At 73.5% G+C, this 24077-nt stretch carries 20 protein-coding genes and 2 pseudogenes; 17 read left to right on the forward strand and 5 right to left on the reverse strand.

Features of this window, described 5'->3' with window-relative positions:
• The first annotated feature begins 146 nt into the window (after positions 1–146).
• Entirely contained in the window at positions 147–1757 is a 1611-nt protein-coding gene (dnaB, locus tag ACZ4WV_RS11410; protein WP_465745198.1) for a replicative DNA helicase, read from the forward strand.
• A 70-nt stretch (positions 1758–1827) separates the two neighbouring features.
• A complete protein-coding gene (locus tag ACZ4WV_RS11415) occupies positions 1828–3240 on the forward strand; it encodes an acyltransferase family protein (RefSeq protein WP_465745200.1) in 1413 nt (470 codons plus the stop codon).
• An 87-nt stretch (positions 3241–3327) separates the two neighbouring features.
• Here the strand turns inward: ACZ4WV_RS11415 and manA are convergent, their stop codons facing one another.
• Positions 3328–4536, reverse strand: coding sequence for a mannose-6-phosphate isomerase, class I (gene manA / locus ACZ4WV_RS11420; RefSeq protein ID WP_465745202.1), 1209 nt, complete (start codon positions 4534–4536; stop codon positions 3328–3330).
• Between the two features lie 336 nt (positions 4537–4872).
• On the opposite strand from manA, the gene ACZ4WV_RS11425 reads away from it, so the two are divergent.
• The gene (locus ACZ4WV_RS11425; RefSeq protein ID WP_465745203.1) at positions 4873–5640 is read left to right on the forward strand and encodes a polyprenol monophosphomannose synthase; all 768 of its coding nucleotides are present in this window, start codon (positions 4873–4875) and stop codon (positions 5638–5640) included.
• A 116-nt stretch (positions 5641–5756) separates the two neighbouring features.
• Here ACZ4WV_RS11425 and ACZ4WV_RS11430 read toward each other — a convergent pair whose 3' ends face one another.
• Entirely contained in the window at positions 5757–6140 is a 384-nt protein-coding gene (locus tag ACZ4WV_RS11430; RefSeq protein ID WP_465745204.1) for a winged helix-turn-helix transcriptional regulator, read from the reverse strand.
• On the opposite strand from ACZ4WV_RS11430, the pseudogene ACZ4WV_RS11435 reads away from it, so the two are divergent.
• The 11 genes and pseudogenes from ACZ4WV_RS11435 to ACZ4WV_RS11485 all read left to right on the forward strand — a co-directional run.
• Positions 6103–6447: pseudogene (locus ACZ4WV_RS11435) on the forward strand (FMN-dependent NADH-azoreductase); the annotation flags it as partial. The gene ACZ4WV_RS11430 and the pseudogene ACZ4WV_RS11435 sit on opposite strands and share 38 nt — an antisense overlap.
• 110 nt (positions 6448–6557) lie before the next feature.
• A complete protein-coding gene (locus ACZ4WV_RS11440) occupies positions 6558–7460 on the forward strand; it encodes an MBL fold metallo-hydrolase (RefSeq protein ID WP_465745206.1) in 903 nt (300 codons plus the stop codon).
• A gap of 88 nt (positions 7461–7548) precedes the next feature.
• Positions 7549–8130, forward strand: a complete 582-nt coding sequence (gene mobA, locus ACZ4WV_RS11445; protein ID WP_465745208.1) for a molybdenum cofactor guanylyltransferase — start codon at positions 7549–7551, stop codon at positions 8128–8130.
• Positions 8131–8238: 108 nt separating this feature from the next.
• Positions 8239–8517 (forward strand): annotated as a pseudogene (locus tag ACZ4WV_RS11450) (DUF6457 domain-containing protein); the annotation flags it as partial.
• Positions 8514–9722 carry a molybdopterin molybdotransferase MoeA gene (locus ACZ4WV_RS11455; protein ID WP_465745210.1) on the forward strand — a complete coding sequence of 403 codons (1209 nt, stop codon included), beginning with the start codon at positions 8514–8516 and terminating at the stop codon, positions 9720–9722. The pseudogene ACZ4WV_RS11450 and the gene ACZ4WV_RS11455, both read left to right, overlap by 4 nt.
• Positions 9723–9772: 50 nt before the next feature.
• Positions 9773–10774, forward strand: a complete 1002-nt coding sequence (locus tag ACZ4WV_RS11460) for a potassium channel family protein (RefSeq protein WP_465745306.1) — start codon at positions 9773–9775, stop codon at positions 10772–10774.
• 36 nt (positions 10775–10810) lie between these two features.
• A complete protein-coding gene (locus tag ACZ4WV_RS11465) occupies positions 10811–11788 on the forward strand; it encodes an NAD(P)H-quinone oxidoreductase (protein ID WP_465745212.1) in 978 nt (325 codons plus the stop codon).
• Positions 11789–11950: 162 nt separating this feature from the next.
• Positions 11951–12703 (forward strand): hypothetical protein, encoded by a 753-nt coding sequence (locus tag ACZ4WV_RS11470; protein ID WP_465745214.1) that lies wholly within the window; start codon positions 11951–11953, stop codon positions 12701–12703.
• A 248-nt stretch (positions 12704–12951) separates the two neighbouring features.
• Positions 12952–13566: a bacterial proteasome activator family protein gene (locus ACZ4WV_RS11475; protein ID WP_465745216.1), complete on the forward strand. Its 615-nt coding sequence runs from the start codon at positions 12952–12954 to the stop codon at positions 13564–13566.
• Positions 13567–13823: 257 nt separating this feature from the next.
• On the forward strand, positions 13824–15260 hold the full coding sequence (locus tag ACZ4WV_RS11480; RefSeq protein ID WP_465745218.1) for a protein kinase domain-containing protein: 1437 nt from the start codon (positions 13824–13826) through the stop codon (positions 15258–15260).
• Positions 15261–15373: 113 nt separating this feature from the next.
• Complete coding sequence (locus ACZ4WV_RS11485; RefSeq protein ID WP_465745220.1) at positions 15374–17116, forward strand: protein kinase domain-containing protein; 1743 nt, start codon at positions 15374–15376, stop codon at positions 17114–17116.
• A gap of 9 nt (positions 17117–17125) precedes the next feature.
• Here the strand turns inward: ACZ4WV_RS11485 and ACZ4WV_RS11490 are convergent, their stop codons facing one another.
• Both ACZ4WV_RS11490 and ACZ4WV_RS11495 read right to left on the reverse strand, forming a co-directional pair.
• The gene (locus ACZ4WV_RS11490) at positions 17126–18214 is read right to left on the reverse strand and encodes a phosphotransferase (RefSeq protein WP_465745222.1); all 1089 of its coding nucleotides are present in this window, start codon (positions 18212–18214) and stop codon (positions 17126–17128) included.
• A 67-nt stretch (positions 18215–18281) separates the two neighbouring features.
• Positions 18282–18941, reverse strand: coding sequence for a response regulator (locus tag ACZ4WV_RS11495; RefSeq protein WP_465745224.1), 660 nt, complete (start codon positions 18939–18941; stop codon positions 18282–18284).
• Between the two features lie 425 nt (positions 18942–19366).
• On the opposite strand from ACZ4WV_RS11495, the gene pdhA reads away from it, so the two are divergent.
• The 3 genes from pdhA to ACZ4WV_RS11510 are packed head-to-tail and all read left to right on the forward strand — an operon-like array spanning position 19367 to position 22965.
• Positions 19367–20521 carry a pyruvate dehydrogenase (acetyl-transferring) E1 component subunit alpha gene (gene pdhA / locus ACZ4WV_RS11500; RefSeq protein ID WP_465745226.1) on the forward strand — a complete coding sequence of 385 codons (1155 nt, stop codon included), beginning with the start codon at positions 19367–19369 and terminating at the stop codon, positions 20519–20521.
• Complete coding sequence (locus ACZ4WV_RS11505) at positions 20521–21495, forward strand: alpha-ketoacid dehydrogenase subunit beta (protein ID WP_465745228.1); 975 nt, start codon at positions 20521–20523, stop codon at positions 21493–21495. Before pdhA ends, ACZ4WV_RS11505 begins: the two co-directional genes overlap by 1 nt.
• A gap of 15 nt (positions 21496–21510) precedes the next feature.
• The gene (locus ACZ4WV_RS11510; RefSeq protein WP_465745230.1) at positions 21511–22965 is read left to right on the forward strand and encodes a dihydrolipoamide acetyltransferase family protein; all 1455 of its coding nucleotides are present in this window, start codon (positions 21511–21513) and stop codon (positions 22963–22965) included.
• Positions 22966–23047: 82 nt separating this feature from the next.
• On the opposite strand, the gene ACZ4WV_RS11515 is transcribed toward ACZ4WV_RS11510, so the two are convergent.
• Positions 23048–23929 (reverse strand): LPXTG cell wall anchor domain-containing protein, encoded by an 882-nt coding sequence (locus ACZ4WV_RS11515; protein ID WP_465745232.1) that lies wholly within the window; start codon positions 23927–23929, stop codon positions 23048–23050.
• Between the last annotated feature and the right edge of the window lie 148 nt (positions 23930–24077).

The raw sequence follows: 24077 nt of genomic DNA on the forward strand, positions 1-24077 counted from the left end.
TTAGCGTGGGCCCTCCGCCCGACACTCCACCCGCCCCGGCGTCCGATTTGTCGGTGCCGTGGCGTACAAAGAGGAGCGGCTCCGCTCCACCCAGCCACCGGCAAGGCCCGCTCCAACTCGCACCACTCGCTGATCGGGGAACACGCGTGACCGGCCCCCAGTACGACGACCACGACGCCCCGCCGCCGGAGGAGGACTGGCAGACCGCAGAGGACCCGTTCCCCGCGAGCGCCTTCGACGGCGCCCCCTTCCCGGACGGCCCGGGCGACCGGCTCCCGGTCACCCGCAACCGCGGCGGCCAGGGCGGTGGCCAGGGTGGCGGCCGCGGCGAGGGCTTCCGCAAGGGCGGTGCCGGCTTCAACAACAACGGCAAGAAGGGCGACCGCCGGGACGACCGTGACCGCCACGAGGACGGGGGCGGCGGCGTCGACGGCTTCGAGCGCGTCCCCCCGCAGGACCTCGCCGCCGAGCAGTCCGTCCTGGGCGGCATGCTGCTCTCCAAGGACGCCATCGCCGACGTCGTCGAGGTGCTCAAGCCCGCCGACTACTACCGGCCCGCGCACGAGCTGGTCCACGGCGCGATCCTCGACCTCTACGCCCGCGGCGAGCCGGCCGACCCGATCACCGTGGCCGGCGAGCTGACCAAGCGCGGCGAACTGCAGCGCGTCGGCGGCGCCTCCTACCTGCACACCCTGGTCAACTCCGTCCCGACCGCCGCCAACGCCGAGTACTACGCCCAGATCGTCCACGAGCGGGCCGTCCTGCGCCGCCTGGTCGAGGCCGGCACCCGGATCGCCGGCATGGGCTACGCGGCCGAGGGCGACGTCGACGAGATCGTCAACGCCGCCCAGGCGGAGATCTACGCCGTCACCGAACAGCGCACCAACGAGGACTACGCGCCGCTGTCGGACATCATGGAGGGCGCCCTCGACGAGATCGAGGCGATCGGCTCCCGGCAGGGCCAGATGTCCGGCGTGCCCACCGGCTTCGCCGACTTCGACCAGCTCACCAACGGACTCCACCCCGGCCAGATGATCGTCATCGCGGCCCGCCCCGCGATGGGCAAGTCCACCCTCGCACTGGACTTCGCCCGGGCCTGCTCGATCCACAACGGCCTGCCGAGCGTGATCTTCTCGCTCGAAATGGGCCGCAACGAGATCGCCATGCGCCTGCTCTCCGCCGAGGCCCGGGTCGCGCTGCACCACATGCGCTCCGGCAACATGACGGACGACGACTGGACGCGAGTCGCCCGCCGGATGCCGGACGTCTCCAACGCCCCGCTCTACATCGACGACTCGCCGAACCTGTCGATGATGGAGATCCGCGCCAAGTGCCGCCGCCTCAAACAGCGCAACGACCTCAAGCTGGTCGTCATCGACTACCTCCAGCTGATGCAGTCCGGCGGCTCCCGCCGGGCCGAGAGCCGCCAGCAGGAGGTCTCGGACATGTCCCGGAACCTCAAGCTGCTGGCGAAGGAACTGGAGCTCCCGGTCATCGCGCTGTCCCAGCTGAACCGTGGCCCGGAACAGCGCACCGACAAGCGGCCGATGGTCTCCGACCTGCGCGAGTCCGGCTCGATCGAGCAGGACGCCGACATGGTCATCCTGCTGCACCGCGAGGACGCCTACGAGAAGGAGTCCCCACGCGCCGGCGAGGCCGACCTCATCGTCGCCAAGCACCGCAACGGCCCCACCGCCACCATCACGGTGGCCTTCCAGGGCCACTACTCCCGCTTCGTCGACATGACCCGGGACTAGGGCGCCTCCGGCGATTCCCGCCGGGCGCTTGCGGGGGAACGACCGTGCCCGATGGACTACTGTCCCTGCCGTGAAGACGATACGACAGCTGTCCGCCCGCCGGGCCGGGGGAAGCACGAAGGCCCGGGCCGGCGGGGCTGCCGCCCGGCTCGGCTGGCTCGACGCGCTGCGCGGCGTGGCCGCCCTCGTGGTCGCCCTGCACCACTTCGACATCCTGAAGATGCTGCCGGAGCCGGTTGCCGCCTTCATCTGGTGGCACGGGGACCTGGGCCTGTACGGCGTCATGCTGTTCTTCCTCGTCAGCGGGTACATCATCCCGGCCTCGCTGGAGCGCCGCGGCGATGTGCGGGCGTTCTGGATCGGCCGGTTCTTCCGGCTGTGGCCGCCGGTGGTCATCGGCATCGCGGTGGCGCTGGCGATCATTCCGAAGGGCGACGGCTCGGTCGCGCTCTTCGCCACCGGGCACAACTACGTCGCCGTGGCCGCCAACGGGATCATGCTCCAGGACCTGCTGGGGGTATGGAACGCCCTGAACGTGACCTGGACGCTCTGCTACGAGATGGTCTTCTACTACCTGGTGACCGCCCTCTTCACCATGGGGTGGCACCGCCGCAGTGGCCCGATCGCGGTCGGCTTCGCCGGGGTGGCGGTGCTGCTCGGCACGGCGATCGCCCCGATGACGCTGACCCGGGACGTCACCTCCACCCGGGGCCTGGTCTGGTCGGCGACCCTGATCGTCCTGATGGGCTTCGCCTGCATGCTGAGCGGGCGCCCTGCGCTGACCCGGATCGGCGCGGTACTGCTGGCCGGCCTCGGCCTGGTGCTGGTGTACAACAACAGCCGGGCCCCCGCCTTCGAGTCCTTCGTGATCTTCGCGACGATGTTCGCCGGCACCGTGCTGTACCGCGCCGAACACCGGCAGATCGACCGGCTCCAGGCGTGGCTCTGCTGCGGCTTCGTCCTCGCGGCCGGTGTCGCGGTCGGCTGGATGTACAACCGCGACGGCATGGAGCAGCACACCTGGACCTCCGGCTGGATGGCCTGGTCGGGCTCCTACCTGGCGGCCTGGATCACCTTCGGCGCGGCGATGGCGTTGAGGCGGAAGCGCTTCCCCCGGGCGCTGACCTGGCTGGGGGCGGTCAGCTTCTCGGTCTACCTGCTCCACATCCCGCTGGTGCGCACCATCCGGCCGCTGCTGCACGTGGCCAAGGTCCCGCCCACCACCGGCGGGAAGGTGCTGTGGACGGCCGAGTACCTCGCGGTGGTGCTGATCGCGAGCTACCTCCTGTACAAGCTGGTCGAGATGCCCGGGCAGAAGCTGGGCCGCAGGGTGCTGAAGGCCGTTGAGCGGCGGTGGCCGAGTGGCGACCCGGTGCGACCGGCCGACGCGGTCGATGGTGGTGCCGATGGCGGTGCCGTCCGAGTCGCGGAGCCGGCGCCGGTCGAGGTCGGCGCGGGCGGTCCCGGGCCGCGGGGCCGCTGACCGGACGCGCAAAGGGCTCGTCCCCTGATCGGGACGGGCCCTTCGTCGTGCCGGTCGGGGCGGCCGGGACGGTCGGGGGTGCTGCGGTCAGATGGTGACGGTGGCGCGGAAGAGGGTGCCGGTGGTGCCGGTGAGGCGGGTCGGGGTGCCGATGGCCGGGAGGAAGGCGGACTGGCCGCGGGCGAGGTCCAGGACGGTGCCGTCGGTGGCGGTGAGCCGTACCGCGCCCTCGGTGCAGAGCAGGATCTGCGGGGTGCGGCCGTCGATCTCGCGCTCGACGCCGTCCAGGTCGAAGCGGGAGAGGCGGAACTCGTCGATCGGGACGGGGTAGAGCTGCTCGCCGGGGGTGGCCCCGACCGGGACGGGCCGGACGATCCGGGCGGTGTCCGGCTCGAAGACCACGACCTTCAGCAGTTCCGGGACGTCGATGTGCTTGGGGGTGAGACCGGCCCGCAGCACGTTGTCCGAGTTGGCCTGCAGTTCGACGCAGACGCCGGAGAGGTAGGCGTGCGGCACGCCGGCGCCCAGGTAGAGCGCCTCGCCGGCGTGCAGCCGGACGTGGTTGAGCAGGAGGGCGGCGATCAGGCCGCGGTCCTCCGGGAAGTCCTCGGCGATCCGGGCGTACGGGGCGTACGGGGCGTGGGCCGGGTCCGGATCGCCGGTGGCGTACCGCGCCAGTGCCTCGGCGGTCTCCTGGACGGTCTTCGCGGCGGTCTCGTCGTCCATGGTGAGGATGGCGGCCAGCGTGCCGCGCAGCGCCTCGGACTCGTCCTCGACGCCCAGCAGGCCGATCAGCGGGTCCAGCCCCGGCACCGAGAGCCGGGCCATCAGCCCGACCGTCTCGGCGGGCCGGCGGAAGCCGCACAGGCCCTCGAAGTCGCCCAGGGCGCAGACCATTTCGGGCTTGTGGTTGTCGTCGCGGTAGCTGCGCTCGGGGGCGTCCAGCGGGATCCCGAGGGCGTTCTCCGCGGCGAAGCCGGCCCGGGCCTGGTCGGGGGTGGGGTGCGCCTGGATGGACAGCGGGGCGCCCGCGGCGAGCACCTTGAACAGGAAGGGCAGCGTCGGCCCGAACTTGGCCACGCTCGCCGCGCCGAGCTCGCCCTCCGGGTCGGCCGCGATCAGCTCGTCCAGCCGCTGCGGGCCCGCGCCGCGGTCGGCTCGGGACGGGTCGCCGGGGTGGGCGCCCATCCACAGCTCGGCCTGCGGTTCCCCGGTCGGCTCCTGCCCCAGCAGCTCGGGCAGGGCCGTGAGCGACCCCCAGGCGTACGGGCGGACGGTGTTGACGAGCCTGTCCATGCGCGCGGTCCTACTCCTTCGCTGTCTGGGCGGGTGTGCCGGATCGCCGGGGGCGGCCCGGCGGTGCGGGCGGGTCCGGGCACGGACAACAGGGCAAGGGCATCGACCCTAGCCCACCCGCTCCCCACGCGGGGAAACGGTCGTCGTCCGGTGGGAGTGCCGCGGGCGGACGGGCGGTTCCCGAGCGCGGTAGTAGGATGCCAGGACGCAGTAGTCCCCGCCCCGCACAGTGTGTCCCCCGTGGTCAACCCATCGGAGGGCTGTCGGCGGGGCCGCGTTCCAGAGTGCGGGCGACGGTGTTCTGACGCCCCCCGCCATCGGCCGAGAGGTTTGTACGTGACCGTGAACCAGCAGAGTTTTGCTGATCTCGGCAGGGTCCTGGTGATCATCCCGACCTACAACGAGGCGGAGAACGTCGAGCGGATCGTCAGCCGGGTCCGCGCCTCGGTGCCCGAGGCGCACGTGCTGGTCGCCGACGACAACAGCCCCGACGGCACCGGCGAGCTGGCCGACAAGCTGGCCGCCGAGGACCTGAACGTCCACGTCATGCACCGCGAGGGCAAGGAGGGCCTGGGCGCCGCCTACCTCGCGGGCTTCCGCTGGGGCATCGACAACGGCTACGACGTGCTGGTCGAGATGGACGCGGACGGTTCGCACCAGCCCGAGGAGCTGGACCGGTTGCTGAGCGCGCTGCGCGGCGCCGACCTGGTGCTCGGCTCGCGCTGGGTGCCGGGCGGCCGGGTGGTGAACTGGCCGAAATCGCGGCTGGTGCTCTCGCGCGGCGGCTCGACCTACTCGCGCCTGATGCTGGGCGTGCCGATCCGGGACGTCACCGGCGGCTACCGGGCGTTCCGCAAGGAGACCCTGCTGGGGCTGGGCATGGACCAGGTGGCCTCGGCCGGGTACTGCTTCCAGGTCGACCTGGCCTGGCGCACGGTGAAGGCCGGGTTCAAGGTCGCCGAGGTGCCGATCACCTTCGTGGAGCGCGAGCTGGGCGCGTCCAAGATGAGCCGCAACATCGTGATCGAGGCGCTCTGGCGGGTCACCTCCTGGGGTGTCGCCGACCGGGTCGCCCGACTGCGTGGTTCTGCGCGCGCTCGCTGAGTCTGATCCTGAGGTGAAGGGCCTGTCCGCCGGTTTCCGGTGGGCGGGCCCTTCGGCGTTTCCGGGGGCTTCGGACCTTCCGGGCCGCTTCCCCGCCCGCCGGCTGGGGCGAGCGGTCAGCAGCCGCCCCTGAGGGCGGTCTCGGGCAGGTAGCGGTCGGCCCAGACGGCCAGCTCGGTGAGCGCGGGCTTCAGCGCGGCGCCGCCCTCGGTGAGCCGGTAGCTGACGCGCAGCGGGGGTCCGGCGTCGACCTCGCGGACGACCATCCCGGCCTCGGTCAGTTCGGTCAGCCGGTCGGAGAGCATCCGCTCGCTGATGCCCGGGATCGCGCGGCGCAGCTCGGAGAAGTAGGCCGGGCCGCTCTGGTTGAGCACGGCGAGCAGCAGGCCGGTCCAGCGCTTGCCGAGCAGGGTGAACACCCGGGTGAGCGCCAACTCGACGTTGAAGCAGCCGGCCTGGCCCCCTTCGGCGCACGCCGCCACGGCGGTCGGCGTGATCATGGTCGGTCGTACCGCCGGCGAGGCGCCCTCCGCGAAGGGCACCCCGGTCACGGTGGTCGCCCCCCGCGGCGGCTCGTACGCGCCCGGCGCCCCGCGCGAGCCGTACGAGTTCGTCACCACCTACCTGGAGAAGGTGCTGACCGGCATGCTCGGGCTGGAGGTCGACTTCATCGTCCCGGAGTTCACCCTGGCCGCGAAGGTTCCGGCGATGGCCGACTTCGTCCCGAAGGCCGCCGAGTCCAAGGCGCAGGCGCTCGAGCAGGCCGCCCGCCGGGCCAAGGAACTGGCCGCCCGCACCGCTGCGTGAGGCTGCGCCGAAGGCGCGCCCCGTCGGGCGCGCCTTCCGCGCGATCGGCCGCCGGTACTCCCATGCTGTAGGGCGCAGGGAGTCCGACCGCCGACCAGAGGGAGCAGCCCGTGACGTCGTCCCCGCGCGAGGAGAGCGCCCCGCCGCTGGAGGTCGCCGTCTTCACCGGTCCCGAATCGGCCTTCTTCACCACCTCCACGCTGATCCTCGGTGAGCGGACCGCGATCCTGGTGGACGCCCAGCTCACCCGCAGCGCCGGGCGGGAGCTGGCCGAATGGGTCGCGGGCAAGGGCCGCCGGCTCCTCGCCATCGTGGTCACCCACCAGCACCCCGACCACTACTTCGGGGCCGAGGAGGTGCTGCGACTCTTCCCGGACGCCCGACTGCTGGCCGCGCCGGCCGTGGTCGAGGGCATCCGGCGGACCGTCGCCGCCAAGGTCGCCCAGTGGAAGCCGGTGTACGGCGACGACATCCCCGACCACCCGATGGTCCCGGCCGCGCTGCTGCCGCAGCCGCTGATGCTCGACCGCCAGGTGATCCCGGTGCTGCTGCTCGGCCAGGCCGACTGCGGGGAGTCCACCGTCGTCCACGTGCCCAGCATCCGGACCGTCATCGCCGGGGACTTCGTCAGCAACGGCACCCACCTCTGGACCGCCGACACCACCCCGGCCCAGCGCACCACCTGGGGGCACAACCTCCGCCGGATCGCCGACCTCGGCGCGGAGCGGGTGATCGCCGGGCACCGCGCCCCCGACCAGGGCGACGACGCGGCCCGGGTGCTCGCCTTCACCGGTGAGTACCTGCGGGACTTCGACCGGGCCCTGGCCGCGCACCCGCACGACCCGGAGGCGCTGGTCACGGCGATGAACGAGCGGTACGGGGAGCTGACCCTGCCGTCCTTCCTGGAGCTGGGCGCGGCGGCGAACACCGCCCGGGCGGCGGAGGCGGAGGACGGGATCATCGACGCGGAGATCGTCGAGGACGACCCGGCCGAGGACGAGTCGGACGGGTAGGGGCCCGGAGGAGCAAGGCTCGAACGGGTAGCGCTTCGGACCGGCAGGGCCCCGCGGGAGTGGGCGCGGCCGGGCGGATACTGGCCGCATGACGCCGTACGACGTGATCGTTCCGGCGGGTGGGGCCGCCCGCCGCCTCGGCGGGGTCGACAAGCCCGGCCTGACCGTGGGGAAGACCACCCTGCTCGACCGGGTGCTCGCCGCCTGCGCCGGCGCGCGGACCACCGTCGTGGTCGGCCCCGCCCGGCCGACCGCCCGCGCCGGGGTGCGCTGGACCAGGGAACGGCCGCCCGGCGGCGGACCGGTCGCCGCCGTGGCGGCCGGGCTCGAGCTGGTCACCGCGGACACCGTGCTGCTGCTCGCCGCCGATCTGCCCTTCCTGGACCGGCGGACGGTGGACCGGCTGGCCGGCGCCCTCGACGCGGCCGAGCCGACCGCGGCGGCCGCCGTGCTCGTCGACGCGGGCGGACGCGACCAGCCGCTCGCCGCCGCCTACCGCACCGCCCCGCTGCGCACCGCGCTGGCCGCCCTCGGCGATCCGGCCGGCCTCCCGCTGCGCCGGCTCGTCGGGGGGCTGCCCCGGCTGCTGGTGGCCGACACCGACGACGTCGCGTACGACTGCGACACCTGGGAGGACCTGCAACGGGCCCGGGAGCGGGAGCGGTCGTAGGACGGGCCCGGAACGCCGTCCGGGGGCAGGCCTCACCGGGCACGTCACCGGCCCGTGCGGATTACGACGCGCCCCGCACACGGGGTGAACACGCGGGGGAAACCGCCGATCGGGCAGCATGGGCGCATGGAGCGCACGCTGGAAGACTGGATCACCGAGGTCAAGGCCGACCTGGGCATCGACCTGGACGTCGACGTCCGCGGCCTGCTCGACGGAGCCCGGGTGGTCGCGCACGGGGTGGCCCGGCCCGCCGCGCCGCTGACCGCCTTCCTGATCGGCTACGCGGCCGCGCAGCAGGGCGGCGGGCCGGAGGCCGTGGCCGAGGCGTCCCGGCGGGTCGCGGCGCTCGCCGAGCGCTGGCCCGCCGCCGGGCCGGACGAGTCGTGAGCGCGGTCGGGCAGACCTCCGCGGCAGCGCGGTCCACCGGTCCCGGCACGCTGAGCTGGCCGCGGGCCCGGGAGGCCGCGCGCCGCGCCGGGCTGCGTCCGCTGCCGGCGGTCGGGATGCCGTTGGCCGAGACGCTCGGGCGCACCCTCGCCGAACCGCTGGCCGCGCTGACCGATCTGCCCGCCTTCGACACCTCCGCGATGGACGGCTGGGCCGTCGCCGGTCCCGGGCCCTGGCGGGTCTGCGGGCGGGTGCTGGCCGGCCGCGCCCCCGTGGCGCAGCTCGCCGACGGCAGCGCCGTCGAGATCGCCACCGGGGCGCAACTGCCGCCCGGCGCCACGGCTGTACTGCGCCGCGAGCACGGTCGGACGGACGGCATGCTGCTGCACGACCGTGGGCCGCAGCCGTTGACCACCGGTCAGGACGTCCGTCCGCGCGGCCAGGAGTGCCGCCGGGGCGAGGAGTTGCTGCCGGCCGGGACGGTGGTCGGGCCGGCCGTGCTCGGCCTGGCCGCCGCCTGCGGCCACGACCGGCTCGCCGTCCGACGCCGTCCGGTGGTCCAACTGCTCGTTCTGGGCGATGAGTTGCTGGACTCCGGGATTCCCGGGCCGGGGCTGGTCCGGGACGCGCTCGGTCCGCTGCTGCCGCCCTGGCTCCGAGCGGCCGGCGTGGAGGTGGCCGACGTCCGGTGCGTCCGGGACGACTACGGGATGCTGCGGGACGCGCTCCGGCACTCCACCGCCGACGTCACGGTGACCACCGGCGGGACGGCCGCCGGGCCGGTGGACTTCCTGCACCGGGCGCTCGCCGAGGCCGGCGCCCGGCTGCTGGTGGACGGTGTCGCCGTGCGGCCCGGGCACCCCATGCTGTTGGCCGAACTCCCCGGCGGGCGGCACCTGGTGGGCCTGCCCGGCAATCCGCTGGCCGCCGTCGCCGGGATGCTCACGCTCGGCCTGCCGCTGCTGCACGCCCGCGGCGGGCGGACCGTCCCGGCACCCGCGCTCGCGACGGCGGCCGTGCTGCTGCCCGGGCACCCGGCGGACACCCGGCTGCAGCCGGTGCGGCGCACGGCCGAGGGGGTCGTGCCGCTCGCCTTCGACGGGCCCGCGATGCTGCGCGGCCTGGCCAGGGCCGAAGCGCTGGCCGTCATCCCGCCCGGCGGCGCGGCGGCGGGGGAGACGGTCGAGCTGCTGGAGGCGCCGTGAGTGGACTGCGGCGCAACGCCCCCGGTGCCGAGCCGTGGGCGGACGCCGGGATCGTGCTGCCCGCCCGGCCCACCGCGCCCGCCGTCCGGCAGGTCGGCTCGCGGCTGCTGCTGGCGCTCGTCGTGCTGGTCGCCACCACGGTGGCCGTCTACCTCGACCGGGACGGCTACCACGACAACGCGGGCGGCGGAGTCAGCTTCTCGGACGCGGCGTACTACGCCACCGTGACGCTCTCCACCACCGGGTACGGCGACATCACCCCGTACAGCGAAAGCGCCCGGCTCACCAACATCTTCGTGATCACCCCGCTGCGCGTGCTGTTCCTGATCATCCTGGTCGGCACCACCCTGGAGGTGCTCACCGAACGGACCCGTCTGCAATGGCGGTTGAACCGCTGGAGGTCCACCGTGCGCGAGCACACCGTCGTCATCGGCTACGGGACGAAGGGGCGCAGCGCCGTCGACACCCTGCTCGGGCAGGGGGTGAAGAAGGAGGAGATCGTCGTCGTCGACCCGCAGCGCAAGGTGATCGACCAGGCCTCGCAGCACGGCCTGGTCGGGGTGGTCGGCGACGCGACCCGGACCGACACCCTGGTGCGGGCCGCGCTGCCCGCCGCGGCCCGGGTGGTGGTCGCGCCGGAGCGGGACGACACCGCCGTGCTGATCACCCTGACGGCGCGGCAGTTGAACAAGTCCGCCACCGTGGTCGCGGCGGTGCGGGAGGACGAGAACGCGCCGCTGCTGCGGCAGAGCGGCGCCGACGTCGTGGTCACCAGCTCCAGTTCGGCCGGGCGGCTGCTCGGGCTGTCGATGCTCAGCCCGCACGCCGGGGCGGTGATGGAGGACCTGCTGACGTACGGGAACGGGCTGGACGTGGTCGAGCGGCCGGTCACCCGGGCCGAGGCGGGGCAGGGGCCGCGCGAGTGCGAGGACCTGGTGGTCGCGGTGGTCCGGGGCCGACGGGTGCTCAACTACAACGACCCGGAGGCCGCGGTGCTGCAGCTCACCGACCGGGTGATCGTCATCAAGTCGACCGGCGGAAGGGGGGTCTGAGCCCCGGACGGCCGTCCCGGGCAGTAGGTTCGGACCATGTATGCGATGACGATTCCCGTGCCCGGCGGCCCCGAGGCACTCGTGTGGGCCGAGGTCCCCGACGCGGTGCCCGGCGAGGGCGAGGTCCTGGTCGAGGTGGCGGCCACCGCCGTCAACCGGGCCGATCTGCTCCAGCGGCAGGGCTTCTACGACCCGCCGCCCGGCGCCTCGCCGTACCCCGGGCTGGAGTGCGCCGGGCGGATCGTCGCGCTCGGGCCGGGGGTGTCCGGCTGGGCGGTCGGCGACGAGGTGTGCGCGCTGCTGGCCGGCGGCGGTTACGCCCAGCGGGTCGCCGTGCCGAGCGGACAACTGCTGCCGATGCCGAAGGGGCTGAGCGCGGAGCAGGCCGCGGCGCTGCCCGAGGTGGTCTGCACGGTGTGGTCCAACGTGTTCCTCACCGCCCACCTGCGGCCCGGCGAGACGGTGCTGCTGCACGGCGGCGCGAGCGGCATCGGGACGATGGCGATCCAGCTGGCCAAGGCCGTCGGCGCGCGGGTCGCGGTGACGGCGGGCAGTGCGGAGAAGCTGGCCCGGTGCCGGGAGCTGGGCGCGGACATCGTGATCGACTACCGCGAGCAGGACTTCGTCGAGGTGCTCCGGGAGGCCACCGACGGTGCCGGCGCGGACGTCATCCTGGACATCATGGGTGCCAAGTACCTGCAGCGGAACGTGGACGCCCTGGCCGTCAACGGCCGTCTGGTGATCATCGGACTGCAGGGCGGGGCGAAGGCCGAACTGGACCTCAACGCCCTGCTGCGCAAGCGGGCCGCGGTGATCGGCACCAACCTGCGCGGACGGCCGCTGGCGGAGAAGGCGGCGATCGTGGCCGCGGTGCGGGAGCACGTGTGGCCGCTGGTCGAGTCCGGCGTGGTGAAGCCGGTGGTGGACCGGGTGCTGCCGCTGACCGAGGCCGGCGCGGGGCACCGGGCGCTGGAGGCGGGGGAGCAGGTGGGGAAGGTCGTGCTGAAGGCCTGAACAGGGCCTGAGCGAGGTGTGGGCGCGGCCCGGGCGAGCCGTGGCGGGTGGCGTGCCAAGCGTTCGAAATGCCGCGTTCGTCGGAATGTGTGAGGCTGGTCCGGAGCTGTCCCGCCGCCGACCCGCCCCCGGGCGCGGTCGGCCGTCGGAAGGACTCCGACCGTGGCCGCAACTCCGCACGCACCCCTCGGGCCGCTGCCCGCTGCGCCGCACCACCGTCGTACCCACCGCACCCGCATGCTGTTCGCGGCGGCCGTGCTGGGGCTCGCGCTCCCGCTGGCCGCCGCATCGGCGGCCGTCGCGGGGCCCCTGTCGAACGCCGGTGTGAGCGCCGACGTCCACACCGATGTCACCGCTGACGGGAGCGCCGACGGGAGCGCCGACCCGAACGCCGATGCCGGCGCCGACCTGAGCGCCGATGCCGGCGCGGGGGAGGTCCCCTCGGCCGCACCGCCGCAGCGTCCCGGGCCCCCCTGGGCGCGCCCGTACGCGGGTGACTTCCCCCGGACCCACCGGCACCGCCCGGCCTCGGCGCCGGAACGCCCCCATGCCGCGCTGGAGCAGGCGCCGGACCAGGCCGCGAACCGGGCACCGGACCAGACCGTCGAGCAGCCGCCCGCGCAGGCCCCCGGCCGGGCACCCGCACAGGTGCCCGAGCAGGCGCCCGCCCAGGCCCAAGACTCGGGCGCCGATGCCGCCCAGCCGGACGGCAGCGCGGACGGCCAGGACGCTCCGGCCGCCGACCAGGACACCGTCGCGGCCTCCTCCGGCCAGGCCGTGGCGGCCCCCGCGGTTCCCCTGGTCCTCCCCGCCCGCTGGCAGGACCCGTCCACTCTCCAGCTGCCGCTCGGCGTGGGCCTCGGCCTCATCGGCTGCGGCCTCGGCCTGATCGGCCTGCGCCTGCGCAAGGACTGAACCGGGCGCAAGGACTGGACCGGGGAAGCCGCCGAAGCGCCCGCGCCGCACCGGGGCCGCCCCTCCGGGGTGGAGGTTCGGTGCGGGTTCCGGGGCGGGATCCGGGCGGAACGCAGGCGGGGAACTGAGTATCCGTACGGATTCCCGTGCCGGGCCCCCGGGGCGTACCGTCGTGAACGGGCGGCGCAGGCCGGCGGAACGAACGGGGGCTTCCGCCCGACCAACCCCAGTGAGAGAGAATGTTGTTCATGACGAATCCGATGAACGAGCGCTCGTCGCAGGAGCCCTTCCGGGCCGCCGGCGGGCAGTCGCAGGACGGCCAGAAGGTGCTGATCGTCGGACCGGACGGGCTGCCGGTGGGCCAGGGGTTCGCCGGCGGTGTGGGGGACGGGGACGACGAGGGCGACGCGCCGCGCGAGCTCCCGGTGACCGAGATGGTCGAGCAGCCCGCCAAGGTCATGCGCATCGGCAGCATGATCAAGCAGCTGCTGGAGGAAGTGCGGGCCGCGCCCCTCGACGAGGCCAGCCGGGCCCGGCTCAAGGACATCCACGCCAGCTCGATCAAGGAGCTGGAGCTCGGGCTGGCGCCCGAGCTGGTCGCCGAGCTGGAGCGGCTCTCGCTGCCCTTCACCGAGGACAGCATCCCGACCGAGGCCGAGCTGCGGATCGCCCAGGCCCAGCTGGTCGGTTGGCTGGAGGGCCTGTTCCACGGCATCCAGACCGCCCTGTTCGCCCAGCAGATGGCCGCCCGGGCCCAGCTGGAGCAGATGCGCCGCGCACTGCCGCCCGGTCTGCACGGCGGCGACGCGGACGAGGAGGACCCGGGCCAGGGGCGCGGCGTCCGCTCCGGGCCGTACCTGTAGACCGTCTCCGCGACGGGACGTACCGCGACGATCCGCCCCGGGCCGCAGCGCCGTCCAACGGCGCCGACGGCCCGGGGCGAGGATCGGCCCTGGCCCGATCACCGTCGGCGGGAGCCGATACCCTGACCCCTGTCGCTGGCCGGTCGCGCCGCCGCGACAGGGGTCCGCCAGGCCAGCGGGCCGGGCCCACCACGCACGGACGAGACCGAACGTCACGGCTGCGGCAGTACGGCCGCGCCGAGGGGGAGCAGGGGACCATGAGCGAGCACGGCAACGCGGCGGTCGAGGGCTTCTCCCTGGGCAACGGCCGCTATGTGCTGCAGCGGCTGCTGGGCGAGGGCGGCATGGCCTCCGTTCACCTCGCGTACGACAGCGTGCTGGACCGGCAGGTCGCGCTGAAGAGCATGCACAGCGAGTTGGGCCGGGACGACTCGTTCAAGGAGCGGTTCCGCCGCGAGGCCCAGGCGGTGGCCCGCCTGGAGCACCCCAACATCGTCACGGTGTACGACAGCGGCGAGGACGTCGCCCCGGACGGCTCCGGCACGCCGTACATCGTCATGCAGCTGATCGACGGCAAGGGCCTGCGCGAGACGATCAACGAGGCGGTCGCCCAGTACGGCGCGGTGCCCACCGAGGAGGCCCTGAAGGTCACCGTCGGCGTGCTGAACGCGCTGGAGGCCTCGCACGACATGGGCCTGGTGCACCGCGACATCAAGCCCGGCAACGTCATGTTCGACCGCAAGGGCAACGTCAAGGTCATGGACTTCGGCATCGCCCGCGCGCTGGAATCCGGCGTGACATCGATGACCCAGACCGGCATGGTGGTCGGCACCCCGCAGTACCTCTCGCCCGAGCAGGCGCTCGGCAAGCCGGTGGACGCCCGCTCCGACCTCTACTCGGTCGGCGTGATGCTCTTCGAGATGCTCACCGGCCAGCTGGTCTTCGACGGTGACTCCGCCTTCTCGATCGCCTACAAGCACGTCCAGGAGGAGCCGCCGGCGCCCTCCAGCCTCAACCGCGCGATCACCCCGGCCGTGGACGCCTACGTCGCCCAGGCGCTGCGCAAGGACCCGGCGCACCGCTTCCAGAGCGCCGCCGCGATGCGGGACGAGGCGGAGCGGCTGATCGCGGAGCTGAAGGGCGGCGGCGGGCACTCCCTCCAGGCGAGCACCCCGCTGATGATCAACGAGGGTCCGCGCTCGGTGCACGCCGCGCCGCAGACCCCGCACCCCCAGGCACCGCAGACCCCGCACCCGCAGTTCCTCCAGCAGGGGGCGGCCCAGCAGCCGCAGTACCGGACCCCGCCGCCCGCCTACCAGACGCCGGGCCCGCAGGCGCAGTTCCCCCAGCAGGGGGCGGCCCAGCAGCCGCAGTACCGGACCCCGCCGCCCGCCTACCAGACGCCCCGCCCGCAGGCGCCGCACACGCCGCAGCCCTTCCCGCAGCCGATGCGCGCCCCGGGGCCGCAGACGATGCCGCCGTACCAGCAGCCGAAGCCCAACAGCGGCGGCTGCTCCACGGCGTTCGTCGTCGTCGCGATCATCGTCGGTGTGCTGGTCCTCGCCGGGATCATCATCGCGATCGTGGTGAGCCGGGCCCAGGACAAGACCAAGACCGGGTACAGCGGGCACGCCGGGCTGCCGGCGACGGTGCTGGTGGTGGACCGGCCGACCGACCGGAATGGCCTGCTCTGACGGAATCCGGCTGGTTCGGGCGTGTCACGGGTCCGTGCCGGAAGCGGTAGCGTTCGGGGATACGTAAGCGACAGGGCACCGCGATTCCGAGCGAACGCCCGGGGCGAGGAGCGATGGCACAGACGCAGCAGCCGGACGACGACGCGGGTGCCCGAGCGGACGGACGGACCGGCGGGACGCCGCGGACTCCCGAGCCGGGAAACGACTCCGCGACCTCCGCGCTGCCGCCCTTCGGCCGGGGCGGGCCGCAGACCCCGGGGCGCGGCACCGCCGCCCCGCTGGGCACGGTCGGCGACGGCCGGTACCGGCTGACCCACCGGCTCGGTCGCGGCGGCATGGCCGAGGTCTTCGCCGCCGAGGACGTGCGGCTGGGCCGCACCGTGGCGGTCAAACTGCTCCGCGGCGAGCTGGCCCAGGACGACGTCGCCCGGCTGCGGTTCACCCGCGAGGCGCACGCCGTCGCGGCGCTGAACCACCACTCGATCGTCTCGGTCTACGACACCGGCGAGGAGTACGTCGGGGACGAGTCCACGCCGTACATCGTGATGGAGCTGGTCGAGGGCCGGACCGTCCGCGAGCTGCTGGTGGACGAGGAGGCGCCGCCGGTCGACCAGGCGCTGATCATCATCGCCGGGGTGCTGGAGGCGCTCGCCTACAGCCACCGGCACGGCATCGTGCACCGCGACATCAAGCCCGCCAACGTGATCATCACCAACACCGGCGCGGTCAAGGTGATGGACTTCGGCATCGCCCGGGCGCTGACCGGCGGGGCCACCACGATGACCCAGACCGGCATGGTCATGGGCACCCCGCAGTACCTGTCGCCCGAGCAGGCGCTCGGCAAGGCGGTCGACCACCGCTCCGACCTGTACGCGGCCGGCTGCATGCTCTACGAGCTGCTCACGCTGCGCCCGCCGTTCACCGGCGACACCCCGCTCTCGGTGGTCTACCAGCACGTCCAGGACCCGCCGGTGCCGCCCTCGCAGACCAACAGCAGGGTGCCGGTCGGGCTGGACGCGCTGGTGCTGCGTTCGCTCGCCAAGAACCCGGACGACCGCTTCCAGGACGCCGACGAGTTCCGTGCCCACCTGCAGCACGCGTTGCGCGAGATGCACGGCGCGGGCGGGGCCGGCTGGGTGGGCGCGGCGGCCGGGCTGCCGGGTGACACCGGGGCCACCCAGGTGCTGCGGCCGGACCAGGCGGCGGCCACCCAGGCCTTCGGCGCCGTCGGCGCGGGCGACGCGACCTCCGTGCTGCCGTACTCGACGAGCGGCCCGCACACCCCCTCCTCGCCCTACCAGCCGGGCGGCGGTTCGTACGGCGGCGGTGGCGGCGCCGGCGGCGAGGGTGGCGACGGCGGGGGCTCCGGCCGTCGGCGCGGGCCGTGGGGCTGGGTGGTCGGCGGGATCGCCGTGCTGCTCGCCGCCGGTGCCGGGATCGCCTTCGCGCTCAGCGGCAGCCACGACGACAACACCCACCTCACGCCGAACACGCCGGCCCCGGTGATCAGCACCACCGAGCCCACCGCGCCGGCCCAGAGCGGCCAGTCGACCCCGCCGCCGTCATTGTCCGGCAGCCGGCGGCCGCAGCAGCCGACCGACAGCGGCAACTACCCGGGCAACGGCGGTGGCAGCAACAACGTGTCGCCCTCGCCCCGGCACAGCACGACTCCGTCGCCGAGTCAGACGCCGACGGCGACCGGCAGCCACGGCCCCACGGCCAGCTCGTCGGCGACCGGCGGGGCGACGTCCGGCCCGTCGACGCCGAGTTCGGGCGGTGGTGGCACGCTGCCACCGGTGCCGACCAAGACGGGCCCGCCGGTGACAGCGTCGGCTACGTCGGGGACGTCGAACTGATCACTCGGCTCAGTTGGTGAAGGCGTCCAGGACCTGTTCGTACTCCTGGCACCACCACGCCAACTGGCCCGCCGAGGCGGGGTAGAGCGGGTCGGCCCGGTGGTCGGCCCGCTGGTAGCGCCACTGCAGCATCCAGAAGTCGTTCAGCCGCTCCCACCAGACCCGGTGGGCGGCGGCGGCCAGGTGCTCGGCGGTGGCCGCTCCGGAGGCCCGGTAGGCCTGGGAGTAGCGGCGGACCCGGACCAGGTCCAGGGTTCCGGTGGTCCGGTCGTTGAACAGCAGGGTGGCGGCCCGCACGGCCTCCTCGGCGCGTGGCTGGGGGCCGAGCTTGTCCCAGTCGAGGACGGCCGCGACGCGTTCGCCGTCGTACAGCAGGTTGAGGCCGTGGAAGTCGCCGTGGGTCCAGCCGGTGGGCGGGGCGGTGCGCGGGTCGGGGCGGCGGTGGGCGTGCTCGGCGAGCAGTTCCAGCCGTTCGCCGAGCCGTCGTTCGACCAGGGCGTCCAACTCGTCGTACGGGCGGTGTTCGCGGGCGCGGCGCTGCAGTTCGCGGGCGAGTTCCGCGCTGTCGAGGGGGTCGGCGCTGCGGTAACCGGCGGGCTGGTCGAGGGGGGCGCAGACGTCGTCGAGCGCGCCGTGCAGTCGGCCGAGCAGCGTGCCGAGCGTGCCGCACTGCGGGAGGGTGAGCTCCGTACCGTGCTGGTGTCGGCCGTCGACCCAGGGGAAGAGCGCGAACAGCCGGCCGCCCAGTCCGGCGATCGTGCCGCCATGGTCTGCGCAGGTCAGCGGGGGTGCGACGGGTAGCCCGAGGGCGTGGAGGTCGGTCATCGCGCGGTGGTGGGCGAGGACCTTCGGGCGGTTGGCGGTGGCGGCGTCGACGTAGCACTTCAGGAAGTGCGGCCCGGCCTCGGTGGTGACCCGGTAGCCCCGGTTCAGCAGGCCTTCGGCGACCGGCTCGACGGCCAGCAGCCGCCCAACCCGGTAGCGGGCCAGAACCTCGGTGAGTGCACTGCGCGGAACGGGCGGACTGAGGGTCCCTATCGGCGGGGCGGAGAGGTCGGGGCGGGCCGGGGCGCAGGCGAGGGTCTGGCTGAAAGTCACGTGCAGAGGTTATGGCCCTCTGGTGGGGGCCCTTGACAAACCATCAGGCATGTGACAAAGGGCCGATTCAGTACTGGTGGTCGGCCTGGTGCCGGGCCACGAAGGCCGCCGCCTGGGTGCGTCGCTCCATGCCCATCTTGGCGAGCAGGCTGGAGACGTAGTTCTTCACCGTCTTCTCGGCCAGGTGCAGTTCGTTGCCGATCTGGCGGTTGGTCATCCCCTCCCCGATCAGGTCGAGGATCCGCCGCTCTTGCTTGGTGAGCTGCGCCAGCCGCTCGTCCTCCCGCTCCCCGCCGTCGCGCAGCCGGGCGAGCACCCGGCTGGTGGCGACCGGGTCGAGCAGGGAGCGGCCGGCCGCGACGTCCCGGACGGCGGTGATCAGGTCGGTGCCCCGGATCGCCTTCAGGACGTAGCCGGAGGCGCCCGCCATGATCGAGTCGAACAGCGCCTCGTCGTCCGAGAAGGAGGTCAGCATCAGACACTTGATCGCGGGCAGCCGGGACCGGACCTCGCGGCAGACCTCGACCCCGTTGCCGTCCGGCAGCCGGACGTCGAGCACCGCCACGTCGGGGTGGACCGCCGGGATCCGGGTGAGCGCCTCGGCGGCCGTGCCGGCCTCGCCGACCACCTCGATGTCGTCCTCGACCGACAGCAGATCGTGCACGCCCCGCCGGACGATCTCGTGGTCGTCGAGGAGGAACACCCTGATACGTCCGTTATCAGCCACGCCCAAAGCCTCCCATATCACCGTACATAAGGCCTATCGCCCGGCCCGCCGCGAGGGCGCGATCCGGCCACGGTCGCCGAAACCGATACCGAGAACCCCCTTACGCACGGGCTTCCGCCCGGATAACGTGCGCTGGTGTCCTGAAGGCGCTCGAATTGAGAGCTGCGTCACGCCGCCCGTCACCCCCACCCTTCCGACGGCGAGCCGGACGCGGCACCCTCGGGGTTGTCGGCCCTGAACAAGTAGGACGTCCTAGCGCAAGCGCGCCAAGGGCGGACGCTGGGTAACGTTCTCGTGAGGGACGCCGTCGGAACAGGATCACCACCTGCCACGCAGTGGGTGCGCACACCCACGCGCGCCCCGCGAGGCGGTGACCGGACCGGTCACCGGCGACCCCGGGCGGCCGGACAGACCGAGGAGTGAACGTGACCGTCAAAAGCACGGCGAGGGCTCGCAAGAAGGCGGCCCCCGGCGTCCCTGACACCCTCCGCGCCACGGGTACGGACGCCCAGCCGGAGCTCGTCCAGCTGCTCACCCCGGAAGGCGAGCGGGTCGAGCACCCGGACTACCCGCTCACCACCACTCCGGAGGAGCTGCGCTCCCTCTACCGCGACCTGGTGCTGGTGCGCCGGTTCGACGGCGAGGCGACCGCCCTCCAGCGCCAGGGCGAGCTGGGCCTGTGGGCCTCGCTGCTGGGCCAGGAGGCCGCCCAGGTCGGCTCCGGCCGCGCCATGCGCACCGGCGACTACGCCTTCCCCACCTACCGCGAGCACGGCGTGGCCTGGTGCCGCGACGTCGACCCGCTGAACCTGCTCGGCATGTTCCGCGGGGTGAACCACGGCGGGTGGGACCCGAACGAGAAGAACTTCCACCTGTACACCATCGTGATCGGCGCGCAGACCCTGCACGCCACCGGTTACGCGATGGGCATCACCAAGGACGGCGCCGACGACGCGGTGATCGCGTACTTCGGCGACGGCGCCTCCAGCCAGGGCGACGTCAACGAGGCCTTCACCTTCGCCTCCGTCTACAACGCCCCGGTGGTGTTCTTCTGCCAGAACAACCAGTGGGCGATCTCCGAGCCCACCACCACCCAGACCAAGATCCCGCTGTACCGCCGCGCCTCCGGCTTCGGCTTCCCCGGCGTGAGGGTGGACGGCAACGACGTGCTGGCCTGCCTCGCCGTCACCCGCTGGGCGCTCGACCACGCCCGCACCGGCAACGGCCCGGTGCTGATCGAGGCCTTCACCTACCGGATGGGCGCGCACACCACCTCCGACGACCCCACCCGCTACCGGCTCGCCGAGGAGACCGAGGCCTGGAAGGCCAAGGACCCCATCCTGCGGCTGCGCGCCCACCTGGAGAAGGAGGGCCTGGCGGACGAGGCGTTCTTCGCCGCGGTCGACGCCGAGAGCGAGCAGCTGGGCCTGCGGGTGCGCGAGGGCGTGCGCAGCATGCCGGACCCGGACCCGACGCTGATCTTCGACCACGTGTACAGCGAGCCGCACACGCTGGTCGATGAGGAACGGGCCGAATACGTCGAGTACGCGGCCTCCTTCGAGGCGGGGGAGAACCACTGATGGCCGGTCAGCTGAGCATCGCCAAGGCGCTCAACGAGGCGCTGCGCAAGTCGCTGGAGAACGACCCGAAGACCGTCCTGATGGGCGAGGACATCGGCAAGCTCGGCGGCGTCTTCCGGATCACCGACGGCCTGCAGAAGGACTTCGGCGAGGACCGGGTCATCGACAGCCCGCTGGCCGAGTCCGGCATCATGGGCACCGCGATCGGCCTCGCGCTGCGCGGCTACCGACCGGTCGTGGAGATCCAGTTCGACGGTTTCGTCTACCCGGCCTTCGACCAGATCGTCTCCCAGCTGGCCAAGATGCACGCCCGTGCGCTGGGCCACGTCAAGATGCCGGTCACCGTCCGCATCCCCTACGCGGGTGGCATCGGCGCGGTCGAGCACCACAGCGAGTCGCACGAGGCGTACTTCGCGCACACCGCCGGCCTGCGGGTGGTCAGCCCGTCCAGCGCCCACGACGCCCACTGGATGCTGCGCCAGGCCATCGAGTCGGACGACCCGGTCATCTTCCTGGAGCCCAAGCGGCGCTACTGGGACAAGGGCGAGGTCGGCGCCGCCGCCGACCTGGGCCTGCACGACGCCCGGATCGTCCGCCCCGGCACCGACGCGACGCTGATCGCGTACGGCCCGATGGTCAAGGTCTGCCTGGAGGCCGCCGCGGCCGCCGAGGAGGACGGCCGCCGGCTGGAGGTCGTCGACCTGCGCTCGCTCTCCCCGGTGGACTTCGCCACCCTGGAGGAGTCGGTCAAGCGCACCGGGCGGGCCGTCGTGGTGCACGAGGCGCCGGTCTTCCTGGGCATGGGCGCCGAGCTGGCCGCCCGCCTGACCGAGCGGTGCTTCTACCACCTGGAGGCACCGGTCCTGCGGGTCGGCGGCTACTACGCGCCGTACCCGCCGTCCCGGGTCGAGGAGGCGTTCCTGCCCGACCTGGACCGCGTACTCGACGCCGTCGACCGTGCGCTCGCGTACTGATACCGGGGAGCGAAGATGACCACCGAAGTTCGCTCGCTCCGCGAGTTCAAGATGCCCGACGTGGGCGAGGGCCTCACCGAGGCCGAGATCCTCAGCTGGTACGTCAAGCCCGGTGACACCGTCACCGACGGGCAGGTCGTCTGCGAGGTGGAGACCGCCAAGGCGGCGGTGGAGCTGCCGATCCCGTTCAACGGGGTCGTCGAGCAGCTCTTCTTCCCCGAGGGGGCGACGGTCGCCGTCGGCACCGTGATCATCTCGGTCGCGGTGGCCGGCGAGGCGGTGGCCGCTCCGGCCGCCGCGCCCGCACCCGCACCCGCCGCGGCGGAGGCGGCCGCCGAGACCGAGCCGGAGCGCCGGGAGGTGCTGGTCGGGTACGGCCCGCGCACCGGCGGCAGCCAGCGCCGGGCCCGGCGGACGACCACCACCGTCAAGACCGTCGCCGCGCCGAAGCCGGCCCAGGCCGCCCCGGCCCAGGCCGCACCGGTCGCACCGGCGCCGGCCGCGCCCGCCCCGGTGGCCGAAGCGCCGGTCGGCGACCGGCCGTTGGCCAAACCGCCGGTGCGCAAGCTGGCCAAGGACCTCGGCATCGACCTGCGCGCCGTCACCCCGACCGGCCCGGACGGCGTGATCACCCGCGAGGACCTGCACGCCCACGCCGCGGCCCAGGCCGCCCCGGCGGCACCGGTAGCGGAGGCCGAGGAGGCCGCGGAGGCCGCCGTAGCCGTCGAGTCCGCGACGGTCGCGGCGCCGGTGTCCGCGCCCGCGACGGGCGACGTCCGGGTGCCGATCAAGGGCGTCCGCAAGGCGACCGCGCAGGCGATGGTGGCCTCGGCCTTCACCGCCCCGCACGTCACCGAGTTCGTGCAGGTCGACGTGACCCGCACGATGAAGTTCGTCCGCCGGCTCAAGGAGAGCGGCGAGCTGGGCCGGGACGTCCGGGTCAGCCCGCTGCTGCTGGTCGCCAAGGCGCTGCTCACCGCGATCAAGCGCCACCCCGAGATCAACGCGCAGTGGGACGAGGCGGCCCAGGAGATCGTGGTCAAGGGCCAGGTGAACCTCGGCATCGCCGCGGCCACCCCGCGCGGCCTGATCGTCCCGAACATCAAGGACGCCGGGTCCCGCACGCTCTCCGGCCTCGCCGTCGCGCTCGGCGAGCTGGTGGAGACCGCCCGCCAGGGCAAGACCCCGCCGGCCGACATGCAGGGCGGCACGGTCACCATCACCAACGTCGGCGTCTTCGGCGTCGACACCGGCACCCCGATCCTCAACCCCGGCGAGGCGGCCATCCTCGCCTTCGGGGCGGTCCGGGAGCTGCCGTGGGTGCACAAGGGCAAGGTCGTCCCACGCCAGGTGACCACCCTCGCGCTCTCCTTCGACCACCGCTTGGTGGACGGGGAGTTGGGCTCCAAGGTGCTGGCCGACGTGGCCGCGCTGCTGGAGCACCCGAAGCGCCTGATCACCTGGGGCTGACGCCCCGCCGGGAACAGCGAGAAGGGGCCCTCCTCCGTACCGCCGTACGGAGCAGGGCCCCTTCGTCGTGCCCGCCCGACGACTACCGCTGGGGACGGAGCCGACGGACGGCGATCAGGACGCCGGCACCGAGCGCGAGGAGCGCGGCGGAGGAGAGGGCGAGGAAGGCATTGGTGGAGGAGGCACCGGTCTGCGCCAGCTCCGGGGTTCCGGCGGGCGCGGCGGTGGCGGGTGCGGCGGACGGGGTGGCGACCGGACCGGCGGGCTTCTCGGCCGCAGCCTTCTCGGCCGGAGCCTTCTGGGCCGGAGCCTTCTCGGCGGCGGGAACGGCTGCGGTGGGCTTGGCGGCGGGCACCGCGTGGGCCACGGACATCTCCCTGAACTCGGACTCGCCGCCCTTGTGGTCTTCGGCCGATCCGGAGACGGAAACCTGGAGGCGGGTCAGCTTCGTCGAGGCCTTGGCGGAGAGCCCCACCCGGAAGGTGAAGTGGGTGGCCCGGCCGTCCTGCAGCGCCTCGCTGAAACCGGTCTCCCCGCCGTAGAACCCGTCAGAGGAGGAACCCCGGTCGATCTGCTGCCAGCCGCCCTGCGGAGTGCGGGCCTCGATCGTCAGCATGCTGTCGTCGAAGGGGCCGTCCCCCACCACGCCACGGAAGCTGATGCCTGCCTTCACCTCCTGGTAGGGCGCGCCGGTGAAGTTCGCCACCTCGACCGGAACCTCGACCTTCGGACCCCCGGCGGTGATGCTCAGCGACTTCGTCATGAAGAACCCGGCTTCGACGTGGCCGTGGTGCGCGACCACGGCGGTCGGGGCTGCGGTGGGCTCGGCGGCCCAGGAGGTGTCGGCGGCGATCACCTGGACGCCGCCCGCGAGGATGGTGGTGGCGGCGAGGGCGGCGATGCGGCGGCGGCCGGAGAAGGAGCGGTCGTTCTTCGCAAAGCGGTTGATAACGGACGCGCGCATGACGTGACTCCCCAGGGTCATGTGACTGACGGTGTGTGTGGGTGAAGACGACCGGCTCCGCTGCTGTCGAGCGGTAGCGCCCCCCGGCTCCGCCGGTCTCGCTCTCCGTGCCTTCACCCTGATAGACGTCCATCCCCGCCGGGGGTTG

This window comes from Kitasatospora sp. NPDC029312 (assembly GCF_055569215.1).